The organism is Agrobacterium genomosp. 2 str. CFBP 5494 (genome assembly GCF_900013495.1).
Taxonomy (GTDB): Bacteria; Pseudomonadota; Alphaproteobacteria; order Rhizobiales; family Rhizobiaceae; genus Agrobacterium; species Agrobacterium pusense.
Genome location: NZ_LT009718.1, coordinates 1732589 through 1745606, shown reverse-complemented (window position 1 = coordinate 1745606; position 13018 = coordinate 1732589). Strand labels below are relative to the sequence as shown.

The following is a 13018-nucleotide window of genomic DNA, read 5'->3' as shown; positions in this document are numbered from 1 at the left end:
CACTCGTGCATGTCGTCTGAAATGCCGTGGCATCGCGGCAACGTCATACAGACGGAGAAATGAAGACTTGCCGCCGATTCCATTAAAGAGCGGCACGCTTCATGCATAAAAATGCCGGGCTTTCGCCCGGCATCTGTTTATCGATCAAAGACCGCGGTCACTTCTTCTTCGGTACCTTCGGTACGGCGTTGGCCTTGCGCCGCGGCTTTTCGGCATCGTCGGACTTGTCAGCTTCGGCGACGAGGACATCCGCCTCTTCCTTCGCTTTAGCAGCCTTGGGAGATGTTTTCGCCTTTGCCTTGCCAGGGGACTTCGCCGCCTTGAGTTCGGCTTCCGGCTGCGGCTTGACGGGTGCGGTCTCCGGCAGAACCTCGAGTATGAGGCCATCGGCACCGTCATCCTTCTTGCCGACGGTGACGCTGACGAGGCCGCCCTTCTTCAGCTTGCCAAAGAGAATTTCATTGGCGAGCGGCTTCTTGATGTTCTCCTGGATCACACGAGACAGAGGACGGGCGCCCATCTTCTCGTCGTAACCCTTCTCCGCCAGCCAGGAGATCGCATCTTCATGCAGATCGAAGGTGACGTTGCGCTCGGAGAGCTGGGTTTCCAGCTGCATGACGAACTTCTGCACGACCTTGTGGATAACGGCGGTCGGGAGCGGCGAGAACGGAATGATCGCGTCCAGACGGTTGCGGAACTCCGGCGTGAACAGGCGGTTGATCGCCTCTTCATCTTCACCAGTGCGGCGCGAAGAACCGAAACCGATGGCGGATTTCGCCATTTCGGAAGCGCCCGCATTCGTCGTCATGATGAGGATGACGTTGCGGAAGTCGATCTTCTTGCCGTTATGGTCGGTCAGCGAGCCGTGGTCCATCACCTGCAACAGGATGTTGTAGATGTCAGGATGCGCCTTTTCGATTTCGTCCAGCAGCACCACGGAATGCGGATGCTGATCGACGCCATCGGTCAGGAGACCGCCCTGGTCGAAGCCGACATAACCGGGAGGTGCACCAAGCAGGCGCGACACGGTATGACGTTCCATGTACTCCGACATATCGAAGCGCAGCATCTCGACGCCGAGCGAGGCGGCAAGCTGCTTGGCCACTTCCGTCTTGCCCACGCCTGTCGGGCCGGAGAAGACATAGGAGCCAATCGGCTTGTTCGGTTCGCGCAGACCGGCACGGGCCAGCTTGATGGCCGTGGCAAGCGCCTCAATGGCGATGTCCTGACCATAAACGACGGAGCGTAGCTCCTTTTCGAGGTTGGCGAGAACCATCTCGTCATCCTTGGACACCGTCTTCGCGGGAATACGGGCCATCGTCGCGATGGTCGCCTCGATTTCCCGTTCGGTGATCAGCTTGCGACGCTTGGAAACGGGCAGCAGCATCTGCGCTGCACCGGTTTCGTCAATCACGTCGATCGCCTTGTCCGGCAACTTGCGGTCCGAGATATAGCGGGCCGACAGTTCAACGGCAGCCTTGATCGCCTCATTGGAATATCTGAGGTGATGGTAATCCTCGAAATAGGGCTTCAGGCCCTTCATGATCGCGATGGCGTCATCGATCGACGGCTCGTTGACATCGATTTTCTGGAAACGACGCACGAGCGCACGATCTTTCTCGAAGAACTGGCGATATTCCTTGTAGGTGGTCGAACCGATGCAGCGGATTGCACCCGACGAAAGCGCAGGCTTCAGCAGGTTAGACGCATCCATCGCGCCGCCGGAGGTCGCGCCCGCACCAATGACGGTGTGGATTTCATCGATGAACAGGACCGCGCCCGGGTACTCTTCGAGTTCCTTGACGACCTGCTTCAGACGCTCTTCGAAATCACCGCGATAACGGGTGCCCGCCAGCAGCGTGCCCATGTCGAGCGAAAAGATCGTGTCATTGGCGAGCGCCTCCGGCACTTTGCCTTCCACGATCCGCTTGGCAAGCCCTTCAGCGATCGCCGTCTTGCCCACGCCCGGATCACCCACATAAAGCGGGTTGTTCTTGGAGCGGCGGCAGAGGATCTGGATGGTGCGGTTGACCTCGTCGTGACGGCCGATCAACGGGTCGATCTTACCGTTTTTCGCCTTTTCATTGAGGTTGACGCAATAGGCCTTCAACGCATCCTGCTGCTTCTTGGCGGACGATCCGTCCTCCTCGGGATTGCTGCGGTTCGGCTTGTTTTCGCTTTCCGGTTCGTCAGCGCCACGCGGCGTGCGCGTCTGGGACGTGCCGGGGCGCTTGCCGATACCGTGAGAGATATAGTTGACCGCATCGTAACGGGTCATTTCCTGTTCCTGCAGGAAATAGGCAGCATGGCTCTCGCGCTCGGCGAAAATCGCCACAAGCACGTTTGCGCCGGTCACTTCCTCGCGGCCGGATGACTGAACATGGATCACGGCGCGCTGAATGACGCGCTGGAAGCCGGATGTGGGTTTGGAATCCTCGTCGTAACCGGTGACGAGGTTGGTCAGTTCATTGTCGACGTAATCGCTGACAGTCTTGCGAAGGGCATCGAGATCGACGTTGCAGGCGCCCATGACGGCTGCGGCATCCGCGTCGTCGATCAGCGCCAGAAGTAGATGTTCGAGCGTCGCATATTCGTGGTGACGCTCATTTGCAAAGGTCAGTGCCTGGTGCAGCGCCTTCTCGAGACTCGGGGAAAAAGTTGGCACGTTGCGATCCTCATTTCTTTTCCATGACGCACTGCAGCGGATGCTGGTGCTGTCGGGCGAAATCCATGACCTGGCTTACTTTCGTCTCTGCGACCTCATATGTAAACACCCCGCATTCGCCTACGCCGTGCTGGTGCACGTGCAGCATGATGCGGGTTGCCGCTTCACGATCTTTCTGGAAAAACCGTTCCAGAATGTGAATGACGAATTCCATGGGAGTGTAGTCGTCATTCAGTAAAAGAACACGGTACAAATTCGGTCTTTTCGTCTTCGGCTTAACGCGGGTGATAACAGACGTTCCACGGTTGGTACCGCCCCCGTCTTCCCCTTCGCCCTCGCCCTGCATGTAGATCGGCTTAGCGATCATCTTTCATCATTCTCCAAACTGTTCTCAAACCGACAGCTGATTGCCAGGAGGGAGAACTTCGCCTCTCCATATTTAGGTCGTTAAGAAGCGATTTTAAGCCCCTTGCGCGACGGTGCAATCACTATTGCGTTTGCGAAGAGGCAAACCTCGCGAAAAGTGCGGGATATGAGAGGTAACCGAAGTCCGAGAAGACATACCTCGCCCGCATGGGCGCGCCTTCGCGCCAAATGCGGACGGCTGCGACAGGCGGCCGCTCTGCCGAATTCGGTTCGACGGCGCCGGTCTCACTCCTTGTCGTCGAGCATTTCGCGCACGGCGATGGCAAGCTGCTTCAACGAGAAGGGTTTGGGCAGGAAACCGAACTTGGCATCAGCCGGCAGGTTTTTCGCGAAGGCATCCTCGGCATAACCTGAAACGAAGATGAATTTCAGGTCTGGATAGGACTTGCGCAGCTCTCTCAGCAGCGACGGGCCGTCCATCTCAGGCATCACGACGTCGGAAACGACGATATCGACCTTGCCTTCCAGTTCCTCCATCACCTCCAGCGCCTCTGTGCCGGAGCCTGCCTCGTGCACGGTGTAGCCGCGCGTTTCCAGCATGCGCTTGCCGCCACGCCGCACCGCCTCTTCGTCTTCCACCAGCAGCACGACGGCGGATTTGCCTGTGAGGTCCAGCGGCTCCTCCTTCACCGGCTCGGCCGCGGCGACCGGCGCAAGCGCCGCCTCGCCTGGCTGCTGTCCAGTGCCGGGAACCGCCTCCACCACGTGGCGCGGAAGGTAGATGCGGAAGGCCGTTCCCTTGCCCACTTCCGATTCGGGATAAATATAGCCGCCGGACTGTTTGACGATGCCGTAGACCATCGACAGCCCGAGGCCCGTGCCCTTGCCCACTTCCTTGGTGGTGAAGAACGGTTCGAAAATCTTGTCCATGATCTCCGGCGGGATGCCCGTGCCGTTATCGGCAACTTCCACCATCACCATGTCTTCGGCCGGGAATTCGGGACGGCCGAGCGCGGCGATCTCTTCTGCGTCGACGTTGCGTGTCCTGATGGTGATCTTGCCGCCATCGGGCATGGCGTCGCGTGCATTCACGCAGAGATTGATGAGCACCTGCTCGAACTGCGACAGGTCTGTTTTCACCGGCCACAGGTCCCGGCCATAATCGACCTCCAGCTTGACATTGGTGCCGGAAATCAACCTGTCCACCAGCATGCGCAGATCGCCGATCACATCCGTCAGGTTGAGGATTGCCGGGCGCATCGTCTGCTTGCGCGAGAATGCCAGAAGCTGGCGCACCAGTACGGCGGCGCGGTTGGCGTTTCGCTTGATCTCCATCAGATCGGCGAAGCTAGGATCGGCCGGACGCGCCTGCAAGAGCAGATGGTCGGACGACAGCAGGATGGCGGTCAACACGTTGTTGAAATCGTGGGCGATGCCGCCTGCGAGCGTGCCCACCGCGTTCATCTTCTGCGTCTGCGCCATCTGGGTTTCGAGCGCCTTCTGCTCGGTCACCTCTATCGCATAGACGATTGCCACCTCTTCCGGCGCCTCGTCGTCCTGGTCGATGACGGCATTGACGTAGAAACGGAAATGCCTCGTCTCGTCGCTCGGATGGCGGGAATCGAAGGGCGCGATATCGCCCTGACGGTCCTTGGCCTCGGCGAGCGCCTGTTCAAGGCGCGGCTTTTCATTGTCGTGAAGGACTGTCTCGAGTGCCACGCCGCGATCAATATCGTCGCGCCCGACAACGCCGGAGAACAGCTTGAGGAAAGGCGCATTGATGCGCAGGATGCGTCCATCGCCGTCAAGCGAGGCAATCGCCATCGGCGTATTGTTGAAAAAGCGCGTGAAGCGCATGGCGGAGGAAGATTCGGTATCCTCCTGCCCCTTGGGCCGCATCAGGACGATGGTACGGCTCTCACCCGGCGCGCCGTCCTTTGCCGTGACCTGGTGGACGAGGCGGGCCGGCATGCTCTGGCCGTTCACCCGGCGCATGTCGAGATCGAGGATTTCGGTGCGCTTTGCTGAACCCTGGGGCTGGACGGATTCGATCAGCGCCATACCCTCGCCGGCGACGATGTCCGAGACCGTCATCGCGCCTGGCGAAAACTGTGCGAGATCGATGCCGAGCCATTCCGACAGAGTGGCGTTCAGATAAACGATCTCACCCTTGCGACCGGCGGAAAAGAAACCGGCCGGCGCGTGGTCGAGGTAATCGATGGCATTCTGCAATTCGCGGAAAAAGCGCTCCTGATCTTCGCGCTCTGGCGTGATATCGGCAATCTGGAAGACATGCAGCCCCTCGCCGCCCGAATCCTTCAGCACCCTGCCCTTCAGCCTGTACCAGTGTGGCCCCGCATTGGAATCCTCGCCCAGCGGTTTCAGCAGGCGAAATTCTTCGTAGCCGTCGCGGCCTTCGCGCAGCATGTTGATGAGACGGTAAAGAGCCTCCGTCGCTTCCCGGCTGCGCGACAGCAATGTTTCAAGACTCTGGATATCGCTCGCCTTGGTGGTGCCGCTCATCCTGCAATAGGTGGCGTTGGCATAAACCATATGCCCCTTGGCATCTGTTATCAGCGTACCATCGGGGTGGGCAGAGAGAAACCGGCGTGCAAGCCCATCCGATTGCGATTGCGGCATGACCTCAATGAAACCGATGATCGACGACACCAGAAAGAAAATGCCCATCATGGCCAGCACACCAAGAATGCCGAGCACGATTTCGTTTTCGAGAGAATCCTTGAAATAGACAAAGGCGGCGGCAGCGGCGATCAGCACCAGCGCCAGCAGCAGAATGCGCAACACCGTGCCGGAACGGGCACGCCTGTCCACCAGCGGAAGGTCGTTGTCGCTTGTCTCGCGCACCCGTGTCATCTTGGCCTCGCAGTCGTGCAGGTCGTCATTCGAACAGTCCCGCACTCCAGACGGAATCGGGCAGCAGAATTTCTTGTAGCAACTCGCTCGACCCTCAAAAAGCTCCGCAGCGACACAAAGGCTTAAAACGCACAGCGAAAACGGCTTCAAAGCCGCATATCAGCCTCAAAAGACTAATGGCGCGTGCAGGTGAGTTCCCTCACCTGGCATTGGATCCGCGGCGCGGAGCACTCAATTCTGCCGTCACTGACGGTGCAGACCGAACATCCATCGGTAAAGTCCACACACGATGGGTTGTCCCGAACGAACTCATCCATCGTGAATACCTTGTCTGGCGCCTTATCATCCGCCGCTGCCGAACAGGAAATCAAACAGGGCGGCAGTGCAGCGCCTCAGTACGGGTCCGACGAGACGGGATCGAAACATGGCAAGCGCTACCTTCTATTGAAAGAATTGCAACTTTCGCTCTCCCCCGGCATTGAAGGACGAGATGTGGCGCTTTGGTGGCGCCGTTGCCATCGATAAGGCGATGCCCGTGCTGAAATGAATAAACCTTGTGTCGCGCCTAAAAAAATCGTCTTTTCGTGCTTGATGTTCACATTATAAGAACCACGGCAATATTAATTGCCCAAGAAATTAAAAAGCCAAAAATCTGAAGGGATGATCTCCATGATGGAAGATTTTATCGGCACCTATGGAAACCGTCTCATCGTCGCCGTCGTCGGTGTGGGTGTGGCCCTCCTCGTTCTCGCGATTGCTCTGTGGATCCTGCGCAGACGAAGCGGTTCGGCGCCCTTTATCCGCGGCGGCCGCAACCGGCAGCCACGTTTGCAGGTGCTTGACGCCACAGCCGTCGATGCGCGTCGTCGGCTCGTGCTGGTGCGGCGCGACAATGTCGAGCATCTGGTCATGATCGGCGGCCCAACCGATATCGTCATCGAGAGCGGCATAGGCGCGATCCCGATCGTCAGGGACGTGCAGGAGCCGGAACTCAAGGCGCTCCCGCGTCAGGAAAGCGAGCCGAAAAGGACCGAGCCTTCCATCTCACCGGAACGCCGCGCCGTGCTGCCGCAGCAGCAACCGTCTCAAGCCCCTGCGCCCGCTTCGATAGCGGAGGAGCCGGTGAAGCAGCCGCAACGGCCGGAACCGCCCGCTCAAGCCCAACGTCCCGCGCCGACAGCAGCGGCAGCACCACCGTCGCCGCGCCCGGCAACGCCACCGCCGCCTGCGTCCCCGCCTCCGACGGCGCGTGAATCCGCCGCGCCGGCAAGACCTGCACCTTCCGAGCGGGAGGCGGCCCGTCCTGCCCCGCCGCCAATACCGGTGACCGTAGCCGCCGCGGGCGCGACCGTTCTGCCCGTCGCCGCCGCGTCACTCCCCATCGCCCCGGAGCGGCCGGAGTTTAAGCGGGCCGAACCCTCGGCACCCGCCCCCGCACCGGTTGCGCCGCCGATCCCGGCCCAGGGACCTATAGAGGCAAAGACGGCAGAGGGCGGGCCCGCGGACGTTGCGCCGCCCGTTTTCGCTGCGCGCGAGCCGGTGATCAATCAATCCATCGCAGCCGATTTTCTCGACGCTGCGCGGGAGCGGGTTCTTCCCGGTATGAGCCCGGCGAGCGCACCGTCTGTCCCGTTCCCACCCAAGCCTGAGAATCCGGCTGTCGCCGCCAATGACACCGAGCCGAAATTTTCAGACGAGCTGGCCAGCGATTTCGAGAGCTTCCTCGAAGCCGAGATCGCCAAAAGCAAGGAAACCGATAGTGACCCGGACGCTCTCCCCGTAGCGGAAAAGCAGGCAAAACCGCAGCCGGCCACGCCACCAGTCACCGGCGCATCGCCGGATGGTGACGTCCAGAAGGAGATGGCACGCATCTTCGGTGAGCTTTCGGTGACCCGCGACCGCTGAAGGGACGAATTTACCCGGCCGAGGTCCATTGCATAAAAAAGGGCACGGAAGCGTTTCCGTGCCCTTGTTCTTTTATAGTGTCACCGGTCTGACGCGGCTTAGCCTTATTCGTCGCGGTAGACTTTTTCGCGACGCTCGTGGCGCTCCTGCGCTTCGATGGAGAGGGTCGCAATCGGGCGCGCGTCCAGACGCTTGAGGCCGATGGGCTCGCCTGTTTCCTCGCAATAACCGTAAGTGCCGTCTTCGATCCGCTGAAGGGCTGCATCGATCTTCGATATCAGCTTGCGCTGACGGTCGCGGGCGCGAAGCTCGATCGCCCGGTCTGTTTCGGAAGAGGCCCGATCCGCAAGATCGGGATGGTTGGCGCTTTCTTCGGCGAGATGTCCGAGCGTCTCGCGCGCTTCTCTCAGGATATCGTTTTTCCAGGCTATGAGCTTCGCGCGAAAGTAGGCGCGCTGGCTGGCATTCATGAACTCATCGTCTTCCGAGAGCACATATTTGCTAAGATCGATCTTCTCACTCAACGCGATTCTCCTCGAAGAACATCTCAATGCGGCGGTGTATACTCCAATGATAGTGGCCGGTTCAAGTCTACAGATCAGTTTTCGGGCATTTTTAAAACTGACACAAAAATCATCTAAATGACTAATTTTTATTCTTTATTCGTATTGAAGCGATCTCTTCTTCAATCACTTCAATGCGACTTACCAACAGGAAAGAGGACTTGCGGTCCTGCAACCCAATCCTGTAGCATTCCGCCCGTGCCCTGACATTCGAACGCCGGTCCCCGCCCTTGACAGCATCTTCCCCGAGCCGAGTTTATCTTCTGCGCCACGCCAAGGCCGCCTGGGCGGCGCCGGGAGAACGGGATTTCGACCGGGGATTGAACGAGGCCGGCTTTGCCGAGGCGGAGGTCATTGCCGACCTCGCCGCCGACCGCCGCTACCGGCCCGAAGTTCTCCTGTCTTCCACGGCCGTGCGCTGCCGGCAGACAACGGAGGCCTGGCAACGGGCCTTCAATGAAGGCATAGACATCTTCTATGTCGATGAGATGTATAACGCGCGCAGCGAAACCTATCTCTCCCTTGTCGCCGCTCAGACGGAGGCGCAGTCAGTGATGCTGGTGGGCCATAACCCCACCATGGAGGCAACGCTGGAAGCGATGATAGGCGAGGACCTGCTGCATGCAGCCCTGCCCTCGGGTTTTCCGACATCGGGCCTCGCGGTTCTGGATCACGACGGCGGTGCCAGCAACGGCAGAGACCGCTGGCGGCTGGTCGATTTCCTCGCACCGGGCAAATAATCGCTTCGGCGCGCGATGAATTGTGGAAAGAAGGCGCGCTGAAAATCCGATGGCGCGCTTCTTTTTTGGGCAACCGTATCTTCCTATATTGCAGCCGTGACCGTTTAACGCAGCCGGGAAATTGCCATTGCCGCCTTCTCTTACGTCCCTTACAGACAGTGCGCTCATTGCGTTCGATAATCTGGCCGACCGCGCGAGTAACCTCACTCACCCCACATTGCGGCTTGGTGTCACCGGCCTTTCGCGGGCGGGCAAGACGGTTTTCATCTCTTCGCTGGTCCACAATCTTCTCAACGGCGGGCGGCTGCCGCTGTTTGAGGCCATGCGCTCCGGACGCGTTTCTAACGTGCGGCTGGAGCCGCAGCCGGACGACGCCATTCCCCGTTTCCAATATGAAGATCACATCCAGGCACTGGTGCGCGACCGGCTTTGGCCGGATTCGACGCGGGCGATCTCGGAACTCAGGATCACGCTGGATTATCAGAGCGCCAGCGGCTGGGGTCGCTGGTTCTCGGCCGGCAAGCTCTCTATCGATATCGTCGATTACCCCGGCGAATGGCTGCTCGACCTGCCGCTTCTGTCGCAGGACTACAGGCAATTCAGCGATACCACAGTCTCGCTGGCCGGAAGCGGGGTCCGCGCCGAGCTGGCACAGGAATGGCTGGCCATCGCTTCTTCGCTCGATATCAACGCGCCCGCCGACGAAATGACGGCCCGACGCTTGGCTGAAAGCTTCGCGGCCTATCTCAAGGCTTGCAAGTCCGACGAGAGATCGCTGTCCACCCTGCCGCCCGGCCGCTTCCTGATGCCCGGCGATCTGGAAGGGTCGCCCGCGCTGACCTTTGCGCCGCTTCCCGGCCTGACGGACGAAAAAGCGCCGAAAGGCTCCCTGCGCGCCATGATGGAGCGGCGCTACGACGCCTACAAGTCGATTGTCGTCAAACCCTTCTTCCGCGAGCATTTCGCCCGCCTCGACCGGCAGATCGTCCTGATCGACACGCTGCAGGCCGTCAATCGCGGTCCGGAAGCCGTTCAGGATCTGGAGCGGGCGCTGGGCGATGTTCTCGCCTGTTTCCGCCCCGGCACCAACAGCCTGCTGTCGTCGCTGATCGGCCGTCGCATCGACAAGGTGCTGATTGCGGCCACGAAGGCCGATCATCTCCATCACGAAAGCCATGACCGGCTGGAGCGCCTGACCCGGCGTCTGGTCGACCGCGCCATCACCACCATCGGAATGAATGGCGCCGGTATCGAAGTCATGGCGCTGGCTTCGGTTCGCGCCACGAGAGAGGCAAGCGTTCGACAGGATGGCCACGAACTGCCCGTCATCGTGGGCACGCCGATGGCCGGCGAAACCATCAATGGCGAGACATTTGACGGCAATCGCAAGACAGCGATCTTTCCGGGCGACCTGCCTGACGATCCGGAGCCATTGTTCCGCAGCATAGACCGGGATGGCGACAAGGCGACACTACCTGATGTCAATGTCGTGCGTTTTCGACCGCCCAACATTGACGAGCCGGGCAGCGGCGGCATTCGGCTTTCCGTTCCACATATCAGGCTCGACCGCGCCATGCAGTTCCTGTTCGGAGACAAGCTCGCATGAAAGCTTCCACACAAAACGATCCGCAGACGCGCCGCCCCGTCGCTTTCACGCTCGAGACGGAAGAGACAGCACGACCGTCCGCCACGCAGAAGCGAGCGCCGCGCAGTTTCGATGCGGAGATATCTTTGACGCCAGATGAAGACGATCCGTTTCTGGCACCTGAGGACATAGACGCTGCCGCTCTGCCCGTGGCGATACCGAAGAAAAGCCGCTTCTCCTTCGGCAAGCTGGCGCTTGGTGCCTTGGGTGTCCTGTTCTCGCTTGCCTTCGGGCTCTGGGCGGATCAGCTCATCCGCAATCTGTTTTCCCGCTCCGACTGGCTGGGCTACACGGCAACGACCGCCCTCATCGTGGCGCTTTTTGCGGTTCTCGCCCTCGTCGGCCGCGAAGTCTTCGGCATCATGCGGCTGAATGCCGTACAATCTCTCAAGGCGGATGCCGAGACGGCAAGCCTTGACAAGAGCCCGAAACCCGCCCGCGCCATCGTCACCCGCCTGAATGCCGTCCTTTCCCATCGGGCGGAAACGGCCAAGGGGCGCGCGGCGCTGAAGGAAACGGAAAGTGACGTCATCGACGGGCCGCATCTGATCGAGCTTGCCGAACGTGAACTGCTGGTGCCGCTCGACCGACAGGCGCGGGCGCTGATTCTCAATTCATCAAAACGGGTCTCGGTTGTCACCGCCGTCAGTCCGCGCGCCGTCGTCGATCTCGCTTATGTGCTGTTCGAAGTGACGCGGCTGGTGCGCGCCATGGCAGAGCTTTACGGCGGCCGTCCCGGCACGCTCGGCATGCTGAAACTCCTGCGCGATGTCGTCGCCCATCTCGCCGTCACGGGCTCGATCGCCGTCGGTGACGGGCTCGCTCAACAGGTTCTCGGACACGGCCTTGCTTCGAAACTCTCCGCACGTCTCGGCGAAGGCGTCATCAATGGTCTGATGACGGCGCGAATCGGCATTGCTGCAATGGATCTTTGCCGCCCGCTGCCGTTCAGGGCTGTGAAACGGCCGGGAATCGGCGATTTCATGTCCGACCTCACGCCCGATTTAAGCAGTGGAAAAAGCGGCGAGAAAGCCTGATTGCTCGGCTTTGAGCGGTTCAAAAGGTTACGGACGACGCCGCAAATGAGAGCGAAATAAACCAAGCATTAACCATTCCGCCGGTAGATTGCAGCCTATCGAACAGGCTTCTTCGCCGGGGAAAGTATCATGTATTCGCGCTTCTTTTCGCTTGTGGGCGGACTTGCCGCCATATTGTCCGTCAGCGGCGGTTTCGGCATGTCTGACGTGCATGCCGCATCACGCGATCGCGACGACGTGTTTTTCCGCTCCGTTGCCGGCGTCTGGAAGGGTCCGGGCGAAATCGTCGCCGGCAAATACAAGGGCACGAAATTCACCTGCGACCTGACGGGCGAACCGCTTGACGACAAGCAGACCGGCATAAAGCTCGGCGGCACCTGCCGCGTCGGCGTCTTCAGCCAGCCCATGTCCGCCGTCATCAGCCAGAAGGGCAACAGCTACGAAGGCAGGTTCCTTGATGGCGCGGCCGGCAAGGGTCTGGACATCACCTCCGGACAGGTCAGCGGCGACAAGGTCGTCGTCGGCATCAACCGCGCCAAACTCAACGGTGCAATGGTTGCCCGCGTCTCCAACGACAATTCGATGAACATCACCATCTCGGTGAAGGTCGCCGATCAGATGATACCGGTCATCGGCGTCACGCTGGCGCGCGATATCGACCAGCTGGCTGTCGGCTCGATCAAGCCGTAAAGACTACAGTTTTTCAGCCATTGCCAGGCGGGAGTGTCCACCACTCCCGCTTTTCGTTTGCGCTGACAATGCCGCTCTTGTCCGCCTGCTGAAGCCATTCCCGGACGGACTTTCCCCTGACCTGGAGATCAGGCGCTATATCAGCAAGCGGCATCAGCACGAAAGCGCGCTCCGTCATGCGCGGATGCGGCACTTCAATGCTTTCCGTGACGATAGACTGGTTCCCGAAGGTCAGCACATCGATATCGATGGTGCGCGGGCCCCAGCGTTCCGTCCGCACCCGTTTCATGCCTTTTTCGATATTGAGGCACAGTTCCAGCAGCGCGGGCGCCGAAAGCGCGGTCTCGACCAAAGCGCAGCAATTGAAAAAATCGGCCTGATCCGTCTTGCCCCAGGGAGGTGTGCGGTAAAGGTTGGAGACGGCCATCAGGCGGCAATCGCCATGCGCATCGAGTTCGCGCAGTGCCCTGGCCATGGCGGCGGCCGCATCGCCGATATTGCCGCCGAGCCCCAAGGCAGCGACGGTCATCGTT

The 13018-nt window shown here is 60.1% G+C and carries 10 protein-coding genes; 5 read left to right on the top strand and 5 right to left on the bottom strand.

Translation table 11 applies throughout. The features are described from left to right. Positions 1 to 157: 157 nt before the first annotated feature. From clpA to cckA, 3 genes are all read right to left on the bottom strand, one after another. A complete protein-coding gene (clpA, locus tag AGR2A_RS08565) occupies positions 158 to 2665 on the bottom strand; it encodes an ATP-dependent Clp protease ATP-binding subunit ClpA (RefSeq protein WP_072494332.1) in 2508 nt (835 codons plus the stop codon). 10 nt (positions 2666 to 2675) lie between these two features. Further along, entirely contained in the window at positions 2676 to 3032 is a 357-nt protein-coding gene (gene clpS, locus AGR2A_RS08560; RefSeq protein ID WP_003502541.1) for an ATP-dependent Clp protease adapter ClpS, read from the bottom strand. Positions 3033 to 3316: 284 nt separating this feature from the next. Then, positions 3317 to 5905: a cell cycle histidine kinase CckA gene (cckA, locus tag AGR2A_RS08555; protein WP_072494331.1), complete on the bottom strand. Its 2589-nt coding sequence runs from the start codon at positions 5903 to 5905 to the stop codon at positions 3317 to 3319. Between the two features lie 660 nt (positions 5906 to 6565). Here cckA and AGR2A_RS08550 point away from each other — a divergent pair. Further along, a complete protein-coding gene (locus tag AGR2A_RS08550) occupies positions 6566 to 7810 on the top strand; it encodes a flagellar biosynthetic protein FliO (RefSeq protein WP_072494329.1) in 1245 nt (414 codons plus the stop codon). 104 nt (positions 7811 to 7914) lie between these two features. On the opposite strand, the gene dksA is transcribed toward AGR2A_RS08550, so the two are convergent. Next, entirely contained in the window at positions 7915 to 8334 is a 420-nt protein-coding gene (gene dksA / locus AGR2A_RS08545; RefSeq protein ID WP_004441503.1) for an RNA polymerase-binding protein DksA, read from the bottom strand. A 302-nt stretch (positions 8335 to 8636) separates the two neighbouring features. Here dksA and AGR2A_RS08540 point away from each other — a divergent pair, with 302 nt between their 5' ends. The 4 genes from AGR2A_RS08540 (at position 8637) to AGR2A_RS08525 (ending at position 12485) form a co-directional block, all read left to right on the top strand. Next, the gene (locus AGR2A_RS08540) at positions 8637 to 9113 is read left to right on the top strand and encodes a SixA phosphatase family protein (protein WP_048902808.1); all 477 of its coding nucleotides are present in this window, start codon (positions 8637 to 8639) and stop codon (positions 9111 to 9113) included. A gap of 127 nt (positions 9114 to 9240) precedes the next feature. Next, positions 9241 to 10719, top strand: coding sequence for a YcjX family protein (locus AGR2A_RS08535; protein ID WP_072494328.1), 1479 nt, complete (start codon positions 9241 to 9243; stop codon positions 10717 to 10719). Beyond that, on the top strand, positions 10716 to 11795 hold the full coding sequence (locus AGR2A_RS08530; RefSeq protein WP_072494327.1) for a YcjF family protein: 1080 nt from the start codon (positions 10716 to 10718) through the stop codon (positions 11793 to 11795). The genes AGR2A_RS08535 and AGR2A_RS08530 overlap by 4 nt, the downstream gene beginning before the upstream one ends. A 129-nt stretch (positions 11796 to 11924) precedes the next feature. Further along, on the top strand, positions 11925 to 12485 hold the full coding sequence (locus AGR2A_RS08525) for a hypothetical protein (protein WP_004441493.1): 561 nt from the start codon (positions 11925 to 11927) through the stop codon (positions 12483 to 12485). Positions 12486 to 12498: 13 nt separating this feature from the next. Here AGR2A_RS08525 and folK read toward each other — a convergent pair whose 3' ends face one another. Beyond that, on the bottom strand, positions 12499 to 13014 hold the full coding sequence (folK, locus tag AGR2A_RS08520) for a 2-amino-4-hydroxy-6-hydroxymethyldihydropteridine diphosphokinase (RefSeq protein WP_184285448.1): 516 nt from the start codon (positions 13012 to 13014) through the stop codon (positions 12499 to 12501). Between the last annotated feature and the right edge of the window lie 4 nt (positions 13015 to 13018).

Bases quoted from the DNA above. Each gene is read 5' to 3' on its own strand.
- clpS (WP_003502541.1), bottom strand. From the start codon at position 3,032: ATGATCGCTAAGCCGATCTACATGCAGGGCGAGGGCGAAGGGGAAGAC.
- cckA (WP_072494331.1), bottom strand. From the start codon at position 5,905: ATGACACGGGTGCGCGAGACAAGCGACAACGACCTTCCGCTGGTGGAC.
- AGR2A_RS08550 (WP_072494329.1), top strand. From the start codon at position 6,566: ATGATCTCCATGATGGAAGATTTTATCGGCACCTATGGAAACCGTCTC.
- AGR2A_RS08530 (WP_072494327.1), top strand. From the start codon at position 10,716: ATGAAAGCTTCCACACAAAACGATCCGCAGACGCGCCGCCCCGTCGCT.
- AGR2A_RS08525 (WP_004441493.1), top strand. From the start codon at position 11,925: ATGTATTCGCGCTTCTTTTCGCTTGTGGGCGGACTTGCCGCCATATTG.
- folK (WP_184285448.1), bottom strand. From the start codon at position 13,014: ATGACCGTCGCTGCCTTGGGGCTCGGCGGCAATATCGGCGATGCGGCC.